General features: G+C 55.4%; 13 protein-coding genes. 7 read left to right on the forward strand and 6 right to left on the reverse strand.

What is annotated here, in order from left to right; genetic code table 11:
• Nucleotide 1 precedes the first annotated feature (1 nt).
• Nucleotides 2-1,372, reverse strand: coding sequence for a two-component system sensor histidine kinase EnvZ (gene envZ / locus KAJ71_RS15045; protein WP_248946490.1), 1,371 nt, complete (start codon nt 1,370-1,372; stop codon nt 2-4).
• On the reverse strand, nt 1,369-2,088 hold the full coding sequence (gene ompR / locus KAJ71_RS15050) for an osmolarity response regulator transcription factor OmpR (RefSeq protein ID WP_004709363.1): 720 nt from the start codon (nt 2,086-2,088) through the stop codon (nt 1,369-1,371). The genes envZ and ompR overlap by 4 nt, the downstream gene beginning before the upstream one ends.
• A gap of 378 nt (nt 2,089-2,466) precedes the next feature.
• On the opposite strand from ompR, the gene greB reads away from it, so the two are divergent.
• The 5 genes from greB (at nt 2,467) to KAJ71_RS15075 (ending at nt 8,992) form a co-directional block, all read left to right on the forward strand.
• On the forward strand, nt 2,467-2,949 hold the full coding sequence (gene greB, locus KAJ71_RS15055; protein WP_021181715.1) for a transcription elongation factor GreB: 483 nt from the start codon (nt 2,467-2,469) through the stop codon (nt 2,947-2,949).
• Nucleotides 2,950-3,074: 125 nt separating this feature from the next.
• Complete coding sequence (locus KAJ71_RS15060; protein ID WP_248946491.1) at nt 3,075-5,405, forward strand: Tex family protein; 2,331 nt, start codon at nt 3,075-3,077, stop codon at nt 5,403-5,405.
• A gap of 735 nt (nt 5,406-6,140) precedes the next feature.
• A complete protein-coding gene (gene feoA / locus KAJ71_RS15065; RefSeq protein ID WP_248946492.1) occupies nt 6,141-6,365 on the forward strand; it encodes a ferrous iron transporter A in 225 nt (74 codons plus the stop codon).
• A 75-nt stretch (nt 6,366-6,440) separates the two neighbouring features.
• The gene (gene feoB, locus KAJ71_RS15070; protein ID WP_248946493.1) at nt 6,441-8,753 is read left to right on the forward strand and encodes a Fe(2+) transporter permease subunit FeoB; all 2,313 of its coding nucleotides are present in this window, start codon (nt 6,441-6,443) and stop codon (nt 8,751-8,753) included.
• On the forward strand, nt 8,753-8,992 hold the full coding sequence (locus tag KAJ71_RS15075; protein WP_248946494.1) for a FeoC-like transcriptional regulator: 240 nt from the start codon (nt 8,753-8,755) through the stop codon (nt 8,990-8,992). Before feoB ends, KAJ71_RS15075 begins: the two co-directional genes overlap by 1 nt.
• A 42-nt stretch (nt 8,993-9,034) precedes the next feature.
• Here the strand turns inward: KAJ71_RS15075 and KAJ71_RS15080 are convergent, their stop codons facing one another.
• Together KAJ71_RS15080 and bioH are read right to left on the reverse strand one after the other, a co-directional pair.
• The gene (locus KAJ71_RS15080) at nt 9,035-9,319 is read right to left on the reverse strand and encodes a YdgH/BhsA/McbA-like domain containing protein (protein ID WP_065684045.1); all 285 of its coding nucleotides are present in this window, start codon (nt 9,317-9,319) and stop codon (nt 9,035-9,037) included.
• 298 nt (nt 9,320-9,617) lie between these two features.
• Complete coding sequence (bioH, locus tag KAJ71_RS15085) at nt 9,618-10,388, reverse strand: pimeloyl-ACP methyl ester esterase BioH (protein ID WP_248946495.1); 771 nt, start codon at nt 10,386-10,388, stop codon at nt 9,618-9,620.
• Nucleotides 10,389-10,474: 86 nt separating this feature from the next.
• Here bioH and gntX point away from each other — a divergent pair, with 86 nt between their 5' ends.
• Nucleotides 10,475-11,158 (forward strand): DNA utilization protein GntX, encoded by a 684-nt coding sequence (gene gntX, locus KAJ71_RS15090; protein WP_248946496.1) that lies wholly within the window; start codon nt 10,475-10,477, stop codon nt 11,156-11,158.
• Between the two features lie 58 nt (nt 11,159-11,216).
• Complete coding sequence (nfuA, locus tag KAJ71_RS15095; RefSeq protein WP_248946497.1) at nt 11,217-11,792, forward strand: Fe-S biogenesis protein NfuA; 576 nt, start codon at nt 11,217-11,219, stop codon at nt 11,790-11,792.
• 72 nt (nt 11,793-11,864) lie between these two features.
• Here the strand turns inward: nfuA and malQ are convergent, their stop codons facing one another.
• Both malQ and malP read right to left on the reverse strand, forming a co-directional pair.
• Complete coding sequence (gene malQ / locus KAJ71_RS15100) at nt 11,865-13,946, reverse strand: 4-alpha-glucanotransferase (protein ID WP_248946498.1); 2,082 nt, start codon at nt 13,944-13,946, stop codon at nt 11,865-11,867.
• Between the two features lie 9 nt (nt 13,947-13,955).
• On the reverse strand, nt 13,956-16,361 hold the full coding sequence (gene malP, locus KAJ71_RS15105; RefSeq protein WP_248946499.1) for a maltodextrin phosphorylase: 2,406 nt from the start codon (nt 16,359-16,361) through the stop codon (nt 13,956-13,958).
• Between the last annotated feature and the right edge of the window lie 488 nt (nt 16,362-16,849).

Raw genomic sequence — 16,849 nt, forward strand, 5'->3', positions numbered from 1 at the left:
ATCAGGCGTTTTCTTTGGCTGGCGGAGTCCCGCTGGAAGTTTCTTTCTTCTCGATCGGTAATGGGAGATAAGCTCGGATACGCAGCCCACCACGCTCGCTGGTGCCGATATCCAGCACGCCAGTATGAGCATCAATGATACGCTGCACAATCGCCAGCCCTAACCCAGTGCCGCTGGTGCTACGCGCACTGTCGCCACGCACAAAAGGTTGGAACAGGTGCTTCAGCTCTTCCGGCTTGATACCAGGGCCATCATCCTCCACCTGGAACCAGCTGCGCTGTAGTTCGCTCCCGCTGCTGACCTTGATCCAGCCGTTGCCATAGCGTGCCGCATTCACCACCATATTCACCACCGCACGTTTGATCGATAGCGGATGCACATCCACTATCAGCTCGCCCGGCAGAATATCGGTTTCAATCACCCGCTCGTAGCCACTTTCGGTCGCCACCACTTCGCCCAGAATGGAATTTAGATCGCAAATTTCGGTTTGCATCTCCTGGCCGGTACGCAGGTAATCAATAAACTGTTCGATGATGGCGTTACATTCTTCGATATCTTTATTGATCGATTCCGCCAGATAACCGTCTTGCCCACTCATCATTTCCGTTGCCAGACGGATACGCGTCAACGGCGTGCGCAAGTCGTGACTCACCCCTGCCATCAGCAGCGTACGATCATCCGCCAGCAGCTTCACCCCAGAGGCCATCTGGTTGAAGGCCCGGGTCACGGAACGCACTTCAGAGGCACCATACTCACGTAGCGGCGGCGGAATAATACCTTTGCCTACCTGCAAGGCAGCATGCTCAAGCTCCACCAGAGGGCGGTTCTGAATGCGGATAAACAGCCAGGCGCCGCCTATCGCCAGCAGCATAATCGCCAGGGTATAGCGGAACAGCGGCGAGAAATCGCCTTGATGGATTTCGGTCAGCGGGACACGCACCCAGATATCTGGCTGCAACCAGGTTTTCAGCCAGACTACCGGGGAGTTTTTGTTCACCTCGACGCGGACGTCGGTCGGGCCGCCCAGTTGCTGCGCCATCTGCTGGCTAAGGAATTGGTAGTGTTGCGCCCAGCGCAGGCCGCTCTCTTCCGCGGCCGCGTTGGTATAAAGCGAAATGCCCAGCTCGCGGTAGATCTCACGGCGGAACGCTGGCGGCACCTCCAGCAAGGTGCCGTCCTCCAGTTGCAGCCGATCGGTCATCAGCATACGAACTTCGTACGCCAGCACCTTATTGAACTGCTGTAGACTGGGCAGGATGGCAAAGTTAAGCACCACCAGATAGGTCGTCACCAGGCTGACGAACAGCAAGGTGACGATCAACAGCAAAGTTCGGGCAAACGAGCTACGCGGTGAAAAGCGTAATCTCCTCATGCCTTACTGCCGTCCGGGACGAAGACGTAGCCAAGACCCCAAACGGTCTGGATATAGCGTGGATGTGCCGGATCTTCCTCAACCATGCGGCGCAGGCGTGAGATCTGCACGTCGATGGAGCGCTCCATCGCACTGTATTCGCGGCCACGGGCCAGGTTCATCAGCTTATCGCGCGACAACGGTTCACGTGGGTGGCTGACCAAGGCTTTCAGCACGGCGAACTCACCGCTGGTTAATGGCATAGGTTCATCTTCACGGAACATCTCGCGCGTGCCGAGGTTCAGTTTGAATTTACCAAAGGCGATCACCGCTTCTTCCTGAGAAGGCGCACCCGGCAGTTCGTTGGCCTGACGGCGCAGCACGGCACGGATACGAGCCAGCAATTCACGTGGGTTGAACGGTTTAGGGATATAGTCATCGGCACCAATTTCCAGCCCGACGATACGGTCCACTTCTTCACCCTTGGCGGTCACCATAATGATCGGCATCGGGTTGCTTTGGCTGCGCAGGCGACGGCAAATGGACAGCCCGTCTTCACCCGGCAACATCAGGTCTAATACCATCAGATGGAAAGACTCACGCGTCAGCAAACGATCCATTTGCTCAGCGTTGGCAACGCTGCGCACCTGAAAACCCTGTTCGGTTAAGTAACGCTCTAAAAGCGCACGCAGGCGCATGTCATCATCGACGACCAGAATCTTGTGATTCTCTTGCATTGTCTGACTCCCAAAGGCTGTATTGCCTGATTCTAGACTGTGGCCCGCACTTATGCATTGGTACCGCTGGCGGCTATTTGGCAACAGCCTCGTATTGTTCAAAAACTCCATCATTACTGACAGCGTTTAATGGTATATATTCTAGACGAAATTGTTACAAAGCTTATTCTTTTGCCCAAATATCAACAATTTTCACTTAAACCGGAGCCACAGATCGGTAAAAAACCTCCCGCTGCGTATGATGTACACTCTTGGCAGAAAACCGCAAGACTGGCGAATTGGCAGTGTACCTTAGGTTTATGAAAAAAACGCCAACGGATATGGTGACCGCTTTATGCGAGAATGCCCACTGCTCCTGTGATTCGATGATGGATGACGATGAAAACATTGCTGATCACCCGTGAGGGTTACAACAAGCTCAAAAAAGAACTGGATTTCCTGTGGCGTGAAGATCGCCCGGAAGTGACCAAGAAAGTCACCTGGGCCGCCAGCCTGGGCGACCGGAGTGAAAATGCCGATTACCAGTACAATAAAAAGCGGCTGCGTGAGATCGATCGCCGGGTGCGCTATCTCACCAAGTGCCTTGAGCAACTGAAAATTGTCGATTATTCGCCACAGCAGGCGGGCAAGGTGTTCTTTGGTGCCTGGGTAGAGATCGAGAATGACGATGGTGATACCAAACGCTTTCGCATCGTTGGCTACGACGAAATCTTTGGCCGCAAAGACTATATCTCCATCGACTCACCAATGGCTCGCGCCTTGCTGAAAAAAGAGGTGGGGGATACGGCCACGGTTGAGACCCCGGCAGGTATTGCCTACTGGACGGTCAACGAGATCGAATATATCAAAGACGAAGAATAGTTGAGACCGTAGGGGCGCTGCATGCTGCGCCCGTCAAAACCTCGGCCCTCTGGACTGGCATTTTCCCCCTGCAAAACGTATAACTATCCCCCTATCGATTATCGCTGCTAACAGATACCTGACTTATGACTGATCCACTGAGCCGCATTATTGCAACCGAACTGCAGGCCCGCCCGGAGCAAGTTGACTCCGCCATCCGTCTGCTGGATGAAGGTAATACCGTACCGTTTATCGCACGCTATCGTAAGGAAGTCACCGGGGGCCTGGATGATACCCAACTGCGTCAGTTGGAGACTCGTCTGGGCTATCTGCGTGAACTGGAAGATCGCCGCCAAACCATCCTCAAGTCCATTGAAGATCAGGGTAAACTGACCGAACAGTTGGCGGGGGCAATCAACGCCACGCAAAGCAAAACCGAACTCGAAGACCTTTACCTGCCCTACAAACCAAAACGCCGCACCCGTGGGCAGATTGCTATTGAAGCCGGTCTGGAGCCACTGGCAGACTCCCTGTGGCAAGATCCGCAACAGCAGCCAGAACAGCTGGCCGAAGGGTTTGTCGATGCCGAGAAAGGCGTGGCAGACGTCAAAGCGGCGCTGGACGGCGCACGCTACATCCTGATGGAACGCTTTGCCGAAGACGCTACCCTGCTGGCCAAGGTGCGTGACTACCTGTGGAAAAACGCCCATCTGGTGTCCAAGGTTGTGGAGGGTAAAGAGGAAGAAGGCGCGAAATTCCGCGACTACTTCGACCACCACGAACCGATTGCGCAAGTGCCTTCGCACCGTGCGCTGGCGATGTTCCGTGGCCGTAATGAAGGCGTGCTGCAGCTGGCACTGAATGCCGATCCACAGTTTGAAGAAGCCCCGCGTGAAAGCCAGGGTGAGCTGATTATCACCAACCATCTCAACCTGCGCCTGAACAACGCACCGGCAGATGCCTGGCGTAAATCCGTGGTTAACTGGACGTGGCGCATCAAGGTGTTGCTGCATCTGGAAACCGAGTTGATGAGTACCCTGCGTGAGCGCGCGGAAGACGAAGCGATCAACGTCTTCGCCCGCAACATGCACGATCTGCTGATGGCAGCCCCAGCCGGTATGCGCGCCACCATGGGCCTGGATCCTGGCTTGCGTACCGGCGTTAAAGTGGCGGTGGTTGATGCCACCGGCAAGTTGGTTGCCACCGATACCGTTTATCCGCACACCGGGCAGGCAGCCAAAGCCGCTGCGGTCGTTGCCGCGCTATGCATCAAACACAAGGTTGAGCTGGTTGCCATCGGTAACGGTACCGCATCCCGCGAAACCGAGCGTTTCTTTGCCGAGCTGCAACAGCAGTTCCCCGATGTGAAGGCCCAGAAAGTGATCGTCAGCGAGGCCGGCGCTTCAGTGTATTCCGCTTCCGAACTGGCCGCGTTGGAGTTCCCGAACCTCGACGTTTCCCTGCGTGGTGCGGTTTCCATCGCCCGCCGTCTGCAAGATCCACTGGCCGAGCTGGTTAAGATCGATCCGAAATCTATCGGCGTGGGCCAATACCAACACGACGTCAGCCAAAGCCAATTAGCCAAGAAGTTGGACTCGGTGGTGGAAGACTGTGTGAACGCCGTTGGCGTTGATCTGAACACCGCCTCCGTGCCGCTGCTGACCCGCGTGGCTGGCCTGACGCGCATGATGGCGCAGAATATCGTCACCTGGCGTGATGAGAATGGCCGCTTCAGCAACCGTGAACAGCTGCTGAAAGTGAGCCGTTTGGGGCCAAAAGCTTTCGAGCAATGCGCGGGCTTCCTGCGCATCAACCACGGCGATAACCCGCTGGATGCATCAACCGTCCACCCGGAAACCTACCCTGTGGTGGAACGCATTCTGGCCGCGACCCGCCAGGCACTGCAAGATTTGATGGGCAACCCAAGTGCGGTACGCAGCCTGAAAGCCAGCGACTTTACCGATGAGAAATTCGGCGTACCGACGGTCACCGACATTCTGAAAGAGCTGGAAAAACCGGGCCGTGACCCTCGCCCAGAATTCAAAACCGCAACCTTCGCCGAAGGGGTGGAAACCCTCAACGACCTGCAGGTGGGCATGATCCTGGAAGGTTCGGTCACTAACGTCACCAACTTTGGTGCCTTTGTCGATATCGGCGTTCATCAGGACGGCCTGGTGCACATCTCGTCACTGGCGGACAAGTTCGTTGAAGATCCGCACACCGTGGTGAAAGCTGGCGATATCGTCAAGGTGAAGGTGATGGAGGTGGATCTACAGCGTAAGCGTATCGCGTTGAGCATGCGCCTGGATGAGCAACCGGGTGAAGGTTCACCACGCCGTGGCGGGGGCAATAATAACGCTCCAGCTCGCGATAAAACCTCACGCCCTGCGGCTAATAAGCCTAAACCACGCAACAGCACCCCGGCAGGTAACAGCGCCATGGGTGACGCGCTGGCCGCTGCGTTCGGTAAGAAATAATAAGCAGAGGGAATAAACTCTTATTCCCTCTTTTAGCTGCCTCTTGATCAGATCTCCTGTTCAAGAGGCTTCGCTGGATTATTACTGCCGATGATATTCATGTATTCAACTACGGGCTTCTGGAGTTCGTAGATAACTTAGCCTTCTAACGCCACCTGTTGCGGCTAAACGGACGCAGCATGCGGCAGCCCGACAATGTTGACTTGCCGCAATAAAATGGCGATTTTTTGTCATCCCCGTTTCGCGTCATCGCCTGCATCCCCCGCAGCGGTAAAAATGCCTGTTTGTTAACACCCTTATTAACACTACCTCCTCAGGCTACTGATTGTGCCGTAAACACAAATACTTACCCCTCTCATTTACAGCAAACCATGTTGCCAGATCCACGCAGTGAAACTCTCAGCCGCGCCAATAGGGCTACAACTGTTTCATCACCGCAAGAAGATGCACAAATTTGCAACTTAATTAACCTTTTGCGCTCATTTGCAGTGCGTTTTGCTTAGTGCTAAAACTAATGCAAGCAAACCGTCTCATCCCAAATGTGACGACACTTACAATTACCCATACATTCTGTATTGAATACGATAATGGTTATCACTATGATTCTGCGTATTCATTGCTCCGCTTTATGGCTCGGCGTTTCTGGCCCCATTCACCTTTTCGCAGGTTGTCTGGGCAGCAAATGTTCTGAAGGTGGCATTCCTGTGGGAATTCCCAACTCATTGAGAAGGCAATATGCAGCTGCTTCCTAAACATACCTATAAAATCACCGGCTTCTCCAACGAGATCAGCCCGGCCTACCGCCAGAAATTACTGTCGCTTGGCATGCTGCCCGGCTCGCAGTTTGACGTGGTACGCGTGGCTCCGCTTGGCGACCCGATAGAAATAAAGACTCGCCGCGTCAGTCTGGTGCTGCGGAAAAAAGATTTAGACCTGATCCTGCTAGATAGCCAACTGTAACGCGCTGTCCCCGCTTCAGGCAGTTGCCGTGTGCAAACGCGGAAGATACTTAATTAATTGATATCACGTTGGTTTATGAAAAAAATCACTATTGGCTTAATCGGTAACCCGAACTCGGGCAAGACGACGCTGTTCAACCAGCTCACCGGGGCGCGCCAGCGGGTCGGTAACTGGGCCGGGGTGACGGTTGAGCGTAAAGAGGGCCAGTTTACAACGCCGCAGTCTCAGGTCACGCTGGTGGATTTACCAGGCACCTACTCGCTCACCACCATCTCTGAACAAACCTCGCTGGATGAGCAGATCGCCTGTCACTACATCCTGAGCGGCGATGCGGATATGCTGATCAACGTGGTCGATGCCTCCAACCTGGAACGCAACCTCTACCTGACACTGCAACTGCTGGAGCTGGGTATTCCGTGCATCGTGGCGTTGAACATGCAAGATATTGCCAAGAGCCAGAATATTGAGATCGATGTCGCCGCCCTGGCCGAGCGCCTTGGCTGCCCGGTGGTATCCATGGTTTCCACCAAGGCCGACGGCATTGGCCTGCTGAAACAGACCATCGACAATCACCGTTTCAACCAGTTAAAAGCGCTAGTGGCTTATCCACCGCTGCTGCTAAACGAAATCACTACGCTGACCGAGGCCATGCCTCAACAGCTGCCCACCGAACAGCGGCGCTGGCTGGCCCTGCAAATGCTGGAGGGTGACATCTACAGCCATCAGTTGGCCGGGAAAGCCACCGAGCTGCTGGCACATTCCAGGTTAGCGCTGCAACAGCAGCAGCAGGAAGATCCCGCGCTGGTGATTGCCGATGCCCGCTACCAGTCGATCGCCACCCTCTGCGATGCGGTCAGCAACTCAAAGCTGGCGCTGCCAAACCGCCTGACGGAGGTGCTGGATCGGGTGATCCTCAACCGCTGGCTGGGGGTGCCAATCTTCCTGCTGGTGATGTACATCATGTTCGTACTGGCGATCAACATCGGCGGCGCACTGCAACCGATCTTCGATCTCGGTTCGGCGGCCATCTTTATTCAGGGCATCCAGTGGGTCGGTTATACCCTGCATTTCCCGCAGTGGCTGACCGTCTTCCTGGCGCAAGGCGTGGGCGGCGGTATCAATACCGTGCTGCCACTGGTCCCACAAATCGGCATGATGTACCTGTTCCTGTCATTCCTGGAAGACTCCGGCTATATGGCGCGAGCGGCATTTGTGATGGACCGCCTGATGCAGGCGCTCGGGTTGCCGGGTAAATCCTTTGTGCCGCTGATCGTTGGCTTTGGCTGTAACGTGCCGTCCATTATGGGCGCACGCACCTTGGATGCCCCACGTGAACGCCTGATCACCATCATGATGGCCCCTTTTATGTCCTGCGGCGCGCGTTTGGCAATCTTTGCCGTATTCGCCGCGGCCTTCTTCGGCAAGGATGGCGCGGGGGTGGTGTTCTCACTGTATATGCTCGGCATCGTGGTGGCGATCCTCACCGGCCTGGTGCTGAAATACACCATCATGCGCGGCGAAGCGTCGCCGTTTGTGATGGAGCTGCCGGTTTATCACGTGCCGCATCTGAAAAGCCTGCTGCTGCAAACCTGGCAACGCCTGAAAGGCTTTGTGCTACGCGCCGGGAAAGTGATCGTGATTGCCAGCATCTTTATTGGCGGCTTGAACAGCTTCTCGTTCAGCGGCCAGCCGGTAGACAGCATCAATGATTCCGCTCTGGCCTCAGTCTCCAAGGTGCTGACTCCGCTGTTGCAACCCATGGGCGTACACAGTGATAACTGGCAGGCGACCGTCGGGCTGGTGACGGGGGCGATGGCCAAAGAGGTGGTGGTCGGGACGCTCAACACGCTTTACACCGCAGAGAACATCACCAATGAGCAGTTCGATGCCACCAACTTCAATCTGCTTGAGGAACTCGGTGCCGCCGTCAATGAGACCTGGCAGGGTCTGAAGAACACCTTCAGCCTGAGCGTTCTCTCCAACCCTATCGAAGCCAGCAAGGGCGATGGTGAAATGGGCGTGGGCTCAATGGGCGTCATGAGTAGCAAATTTGGCACCTCAATCTCGGCCTACAGCTATCTGATTTTCGTGTTGCTGTACGTTCCCTGCGTCTCGGTGATGGGAGCCATTGCACGTGAGTCCAGCCGTGGTTGGATGACTTTCTCTATCCTGTGGGGGCTGAACGTGGCCTATTCTCTGGCAACGCTGTTCTATCAGATCGCGACCTTCAGCCAACATCCGCAATACAGCGCAACGGCGATCCTGATCGTGCTGCTGTTCAATGCGCTGGTGCTATTGGGTTTGCGCAAGGCACGGAGCCGCGTAACCATCCGTTTGCGTAGCGCCACCTCGGCGTCCTGTTGTCAAAGTTCGGGTGACTGCCACTAATGGCCAGCCTGCTGCAAATCCGTGATGCGCTTGCCCTACGGGGCAGCGCTCAGGCACAGCAGCTGAGCCACCAACTGGCAACGCCCTTGCCATTGGTTGAGGCAATGCTGCAACGTTTGACCGCGATGGGGAAAGTTGAACGTATTGAGCTTGATAGCAGCGAATGCCTGAGCGGCAGCTGCAAGCGTTGCCCGGAAGGGTTGGCTTGTAAAACGGTGATTTATCGTTTGAAGGGCTGAATACAGGGGCGCGATAGTTTACCTGCGCCCCTCGTTTGAGGATTATTGCTTGTCTTTATACACGTCAGCTACTGCGCTGAATTTGCCGTGTTCACGAGCCGCCAGGACGACATAATATTGGCCCCCTTTCTCATCAGCCAGTTTGGACAATTCATCTTTCAAGTCCATAGGATCGGTGGCCTGTGCAGTTGAAGACACGGTGCCAACTTTCTCATACTTGCCTGGGTTCTTATCCAGTTCGTCTTTAGTTAGCAAGGTTGCTGCCATCGAACCGAAAGACACTGAACCTACAATCAACGCCGCAACGATCATCTTCAATGATTTCATGATAATACCTCTCAATGGAAAAATTAGTTTTTATGAAAGCACTAACAAGAAATGCGTCATCGAGCTTGGCTACTGCGACGTCTAACAGCTTCGTTGCTTTCCCTGACGAAGCTCTCTCTGCCCAGAAACAAATCGCCAAAGTGAAGATTGATACGGCCCTATTCACCTTGTAGCCACGCATTTACCCCTTCAAGTATCGAACAGGTTCAGTTTTTATCCACTCATTGGTTAAAGTTTTACCACCGTTTTGTGCCTTTATAATCTGTAATCAATAAGATATCCCCGCCAGGCCGCGCCATTACTCGATTGTGACAAATTGCTTAATAATGTTAGCGAAAGCTTCTGGATGCGAAATAAACGGCGCATGGGCCGCTTTGGCGATCACCTCCGAGGTGGAGTTTGGCCACAGCTCATCCAGCAAAGTGGCCACCTTGCGTGGTACCAGCCCGTCGAGATAGCCATAAATACGCAGTACCGGCATTGTCAGCGCCGCCAAGGTCTGGCGTTGATCCACTGTACGCAACATCTCCAGACCAGCGTTAAGCACCTCAACGCCCGGCATCGGCTGATTGAGCACCACGGTTTTCAACTGGCGTGCATCCTGGCGAGCGCTTTCCGTACCCAACGTTTGTAACGCCAGGAAACGCTCCACGGTGCGTTGGAAATCATGGCTGAGCTGCTGCTGGAAGCCGCTGAGCACCTCCGGACGGATCCCTGGCCACGGATCGTGCGCCGTAAAGCAGGGCGAAGAGGCCACGGTGATAAGCCCCGTTACCCGCTCAGGCTGCATCAGCGCTATCTGCCCGGCCACCAGCCCACCAAGAGACCACCCCAGCCAATAAGCCTGCTTGGGCGCGGCGGCCAGCAGTATCTCCGCCATCTTCGTTAATGAAACGGCTCCATAGCCCTGGCTGCGGCCATAGCCAGGCAAGTCCACCAGGTGTAGGCGAAAATGCGGAGCCAATCGCTCCAACGTGCAACCCCAAACCTCGGCATTCAATCCCCATCCGTGCAGCAACACAAGATCGCGATCGCCTTCACCTAAGGTTTGCCAATACAGCGCTGTCATCAGTTATTGTCCTTACTCGTCGCCTTCCAAACGGTAGCGTTTTACACAACTCGAAATTCATAGAGTATTAAAAAGGGGAGGTGACTATGCTACCAATCCACAGCCGCTGTTGGCTATGCCGGCAACCATTACGGCTGATGCAACAGGGCATCTGCAGCTACTGCCTGCGTACGCTGCCCGCCAAACCTTGTTGCTGCCCAGTTTGCGGCTTGCCCAGTGGCGATCCCCATCAGCCTTGTGGGCGATGTCTGCAAAAACCGCCCCCTTGGCAAGCGTTGGTCTTTGTCACGGATTACCGCCCCCCCATCAGCACCCTGGTGAGAAATTTCAAATTCCAGCAGACACCAGCGCTGGCTCCCACTCTGGCTCGTTTGATCCTGCTGCACTGGCTGCAAGCGCACCGAGAGCAACATCTGAACAGACCGGAAGTTATTTTAACGGTACCCTTGCAGGATAAACGCTGCTGGCGGCGCGGCTATAATCAAAGCGATCTGCTGGCCCGACCACTAGCCCGCTGGTTGGGCTGTGAATATCACCCTGCGGCATTACGCCGCATCAGGGCAACCGCGCCACAACAGCAATTGATAGCGCGCCTGCGGCGGCGTAATCTGCGTGGTGCTTTTCGTTGTGATGAGAACCTGGCAGGAAAGCATGTGGCACTGCTGGATGATGTAGTTACCACTGGCAGCACCGTGGCGGAGATCGCTACACTATTACAGAAGCAGGGCGTCGCATCATTGCAGATTTGGTGCGTTTGCCGCACGTTGTAGTACCACGGCAATGGGCGTATTATAACCTACTATAGAAGTCAACTATTGAGCTAATGCTATGATCCGTATAACAGATGCTGCACAGGAACACTTTGCCAAGCTGTTGGCAAGCCAAGAAGAAGGCACCCAAATCCGCGTATTCGTGATCAATCCGGGTACGCCGACGGCCGAATGCGGTGTCTCTTATTGCCCGCCAGACGCGGTGGAAGCAACAGATACCGAGCTCAAGTTCGAGAAGCTGTCCGCTTACGTCGATGAACTGAGTACGCCTTATCTGGACGACGCCGAGATCGACTTCGTCACCGATCAGCTCGGCTCACAGCTGACGCTGAAAGCGCCGAACGCCAAAATGCGTAAAGTGGACGACGATGCGCCACTGATGGAGCGCGTAGAATACGTACTGCAATCACAGATCAACCCGCAACTGGCTGGCCACGGTGGCCGCGTGACGCTGATGGAAATCACCGACGACGCACTAGCCATCCTGCAGTTCGGCGGCGGTTGCAACGGTTGTTCAATGGTAGACGTGACGCTGAAGGAAGGGATCGAGAAAGAGTTGCTGCAAAAGTTCCCGGAACTGAAAGGCGTGCGCGATCTCACCGAGCACCAGCGCGGCGAGCACTCTTACTACTGATAAATAGCAGGGCGCAATTCCGTTTTGCGCCCTGCCTATCTCCATCGAGGTCGGTAAGCCGCCCCGATGCATTTAGCCTACCGAAACCTTTCTGCGTCGTTTATCCAAATCCTTCAGTAAGCGATTCACCTCAGGATCGGCAAACATTTCTTCCAACGTGAGGCTCAACTTACGCCGCCAGTTCGGATACTGATCGCTGGTGCCTGGAATATTCACCGGCTCCGCCATATCCAACCAGTCTTCCGGTTGCAGGCCCAGCAGCGCGCTGGCACTGTCTGCCACATAGCGTTGCAGACCCCGATTCAGCAACGGGCTCATACCCAACAACGAGGCTTTCTTGCCGACCTTTTGCGGTACGCAGCCGTAACGATGCAGCCCGTCCAGTAACCCCTGCTTGGCCCGTTCACGATCGGCAAACAGCTCTTTGAGCACTTCCGCATCCGGGTATAACCCCAGTTGGTTGCCGAGCGTCAGGTCGCCACTTTGCCAATAACCGCGCAGCGTTGGCAGATCGTGAGTGGTAATGGTCGCCATCGCCTGCACCGGATAAGACTGCGGCGCACGGAACTGCTTCTCGGCATCGTGCTCGAAATACAGCACCTTGTAGGAATAGACGCCGCTATCACGCAGTTTGCCGACGATCTCCACCGGCACGGTCCCCAAATCCTCCCCAATCACCATACAACGATGGCGCTGACTCTCTAAGGCCAAGAGCGCCAGCAGATCGTCAACCGGGTATTTCACATAAGCACCGTGATCGGCCGTTTCACCATAAGGGATCCACCATAAACGCAGCATCGCCATTACGTGATCGATACGCAAAGCACCACAGCTGGTCATATTGGCGCGCAGCAAATCGATAAACGGCTGATACCCCCGCGCCACCATCACATGTGGGTCCATCGGCGGCAGGCCCCAGTTTTGCCCCAGCGGCCCTAGAATATCCGGCGGAGCACCCACGGAGGCTTGCATGCAATACAGCTCACGTTCACACCAGGTTTCCGCCCCGCCCTCTGCCACCCCAACCGCCAGATCGCGGTACAGGCCAATCGGCATCTGCCGCTGCTGGCTTTGATTGAAGCACTCGGCAAACTGGCTGGCCGCCAACCATTGCAGCCACAGGTAGAAGGTAATCTCATCCTCATGCTGCTTACAGAAGGTTTCCACTGCCGGGCTGTTGCCCTGCTGATACTCCTCCGGCCAGGCTGGCCATCCCCACATAGTGCTGTCTTTGGCATTGAGATAAGCATGTAACGCATCGAACGCCGCCTGCTGATACAGGCTATTGCCCCCTTCGCCAACAAAGCGCTCAAACTCCTGCTTCAGCGCATCTTGCGGCTTGCGAGCCTGGAAATACGGGAAAGCCAGCTTCAAGGCCACCAGCTTTAACTGCGTTACCGTGCTGTAGTCCACCAGTTCGCTGTTACGCGCTTTGGCCAACAGCTTCTGCGTCGCAGCCTTCTGCCACCACTTTTGCGCGGCCTGGCTGAGCTGGAAATCCTCTACCACGTTGACGTCGATATACACCACGTTCAACCAGCGGCGCGAAGACGGGCTATAAGGACTGGCGCTTTCCGGGCTGGCCGGATACAGCGCGTGGATCGGGTTGAGCCCGATAAAGGCCCCGCCGCGTTCGCCAACCTCGCCAACCATCGCTCGGAGATCGCCAAAATCCCCAATACCCCAGTTACGCTCGGAACGCAGCGTGTAGAGCTGAACGCAGGCTCCCCACAGCTTCTTGCCGGTCAGTAATGCATCCGGCTCGTAGCAACGCTTGGGGGCGACAATCAGCCGACAGACCCATTTCTGCTCCCCCTGCGTCAAAGTGAGTTGGTGATAACCCTGCGGCAATTTGCTCGGCAGGGTTAGTGTTTTATGCGCACCGGCACGGCCCTCTTGCTGGCTACCGTCCTCACGCAACAACACCCAGTGAAACTCGCCTTCCCCCCCCAGCGGCAGCGCCACCGGGTTTCCGTGATAAAAGACTTTAACCTGCGGCAAGGGAGCCGTTGACGGCTGCAATGACGCAGGGTTCATCGCCGCCAACAGCTTGCGTTTGGTTTCCGGCGAAATTGCCTGCCGTTGGCCGTGGGCATTGATGTAATCGGCAGCAATCCCAGCCTGGGCTGCTACCTGATCGATACCTTTACTCATTCGCACTCCTTAACGCTTGGCTTGCCAAATGCGTTGCTGATAGTCACGGATCGAACGATCCGAGCTGAACATGCCTACGCGCGCGGTGTTAAGGATAGTGCGGCGCGTCCATTCGTCGCGGTCACGATACAGTTTGTCTACCTGCCGTTGAGCTTCGCAGTAGGAAGCGAAGTCCGCCAGCACCAGATACGGATCGCCACCTTCCAACAGGCTATGCAGCATCATATCGAAAGCGTGCTTGTCCCCATGGCTGAATGCGCCGCTGGCCAGTTCGTCCAGGATAGCCTTCAGGTGCTTGTCTTTCTTGCGATAGCTCAACGGATCATAACCCTTGGCCAACAACGCTTTAACCTGCTCCACGGTGTTGCCGAAAATAAAGATGTTGTCCTCGCCGACCTGCTCGGCGATCTCGACGTTGGCTCCGTCCAGCGTACCAACGGTCAGTGCGCCGTTCAGCGCCAACTTCATATTGCCGGTGCCTGAAGCTTCTTTACCAGCGGTGGAGATCTGCTCGGAAATGTCCGCCGCCGGGATCATCAGTTCAGCGACGGAAACGCGGTAATCAGGGATGAAGGCCACTTTCAGGCGATCCTTGACGATCGGATCGTTATTGATCTTCTCTGCCGCCTGGTTGATCGCATAGATGATGTTCTTCGCCAGGTAGTAGCCCGGCGCGGCTTTGGCACCAAACAGGAATACGCGTGGCACGATGTCCAGGTTCGGGTTATCCCGCAGTTGGCGATACAGCGAAAGAATATGCAGCAGGTTCAGGTGCTGGCGCTTGTATTCGTGCAGGCGTTTGATCTGCACGTCGAAGATTGCGTCTGGATTGAGCGTCAGCCCCATTACGCTGTGCACGTAGTTGGCCAGGATCACCTTGTTATCACGCTTGATCTGCTGATATTTCTCGCGGAATGCGGCGTCTTCGGCGTATTTTTCCAGCCCCTTCAGCGCATCAAGATCGTTGGCCCACTCGACTTTCAGGGTGGTATCGATCAGACCTGACAATGCTGGGTTACACTGCTTGAGCCAGCGGCGCGGCGTAATACCGTTGGTGACGTTGTGGAACTTGTTCGGCCACAGCTGGTGATATTCCGGGAACAGATCTTTTACCACCAGATCCGAGTGCAGCTGGGCCACACCGTTCACCGCAAAGCCGCTGACCACGCACAGGTTGGCCATGCGTACCTGCTTGTTGTGGTGTACTGCCAGCTTGGCCCACACCGCCTCATCGCCCGGCCAGTGTTGGTCTACCAACCGCTTAAAGTTGGCGTTGATCTGCTTGATGATGGCGAAGTGGCGCGGCAGCAGGCTGCGGACCAGTTTCTCATCCCAGCACTCCAGGGCTTCCGGCATCAGGGTGTGGTTGGTATAGGCAAAGGTCTTGCTGGTGATCGCCCAGGCCGCATCCCAATCCAGTTGGTGCTCATCGAGCAGGATACGCAGCAGTTCTGGAATGGCGATAGTTGGGTGGGTGTCGTTGAGTTGGATAACTTCATACTTCGGCAACTCTTCAATCTTGCGCCCGGCCAGATGGTGTTTACGCAGAATATCGGCCACCGAGCAGGCACACTGGAAATACTGCTGCATCAGGCGCAGGCGTTTGCCAGCCTGATGGTTGTCATTCGGATAGAGCACCTTGGTCAGCTTGGCGGCTTCAACACCCTGCTTTTCCGCCTGCAGGAATTTGCCGTCGTTGAAATCCCCCAGATCGAATGGATGAGTATGCGTTGCCTGCCACAGGCGCAGCGGCTGGGTGACCCCGTTACGGAAACCCAGCACCGGCAGATCCCAAGCTTCCCCACGCAGGGTAAACTCCGGGTGCCACAGCTCACGGCCATCGGCCAGTTTCTCTATCTTGCCACCAATCCCGACATCCACCGCCAGCGCAGCATTATGGCGGAACCATGGGTAGCTCTCGCGCTGCCAGTTATCCGGTGCCTCTTGCTGATGGCCTTCTTTGAACGACTGACGAAACAGCCCGTATTGATAGTTCAGCCCATAACCGGTAGCCGGTTGCTCCACCGTGGCCATCGAATCCAGGAAGCAAGCGGCTAAACGCCCCAGCCCACCGTTACCTAACGCCGGATCGGTTTCCTGTTCCAACAGATCTGCCAGTTTGACATCCTGCTCTGCCAACGCGGCTTCCACGGCGTCATACCAGCCAAGGTTGATCAGGTTGTTGGCGGTCAGGCGGCCAATCAGGAATTCCATCGAGATATAGTTCACATGGCGCAACGACTTGCTGCTTTTACGCGGCGCAGGCTGCGCGGCCAGCTGTTCGGCTAGAGCAGCACTGACCGCCTCCCACCATTGATGCTGGGTCATCTGCTGTGCGGAGCTGAGGCCAAAACGCTGCCACTGACGAGTCAGTGCAGCCAGAAAAACGTCCTTTTTGAGCATAGGCTGTGACATAGGTAAAACTCTCTATCCGGTGTACCCGTTGTCCTTCAAGCGACAGCTTGAGTTCCAATTGGGTAGTAAATGGGCCAATTTTTCCACTATCGTGCCGGGGAGAACCCGCAATGGCATCATCCCGCCTGGGGATTAGCTGGGGAGGAGGATTGGGGCGTAGCTGAAACTGTGATCTCAGGCACTTTTTAACCCTCTTGCGTGCGGTAAAGAAAACCCATCGATATCACCGGTGAGCATAAAATAGACGGCAAATCTTGCGACGTTAGCACAGTTATGATAGTTGATGAAGTTTTGTACTTGTCCACAAACAGCCGAAAAGCAGGGTAATTTCTGGGGGTAATCAGACGCGATGTAAAGCGCGGTTAGAGCGGAACCGGGGGCAAACATAAAAAAGTGTGATCGATAGCAATTTACCTTCAAGCCAAAGCGCAAGCTTGTTGCATTAACGTTGACGATGTTCGAAGTTAAAGAGGGGGATTAATTACGAG

Source organism: Serratia silvae (assembly GCF_023282985.1).
Lineage (GTDB): Bacteria > Pseudomonadota > Gammaproteobacteria > Enterobacterales > Enterobacteriaceae > Chania > Chania silvae.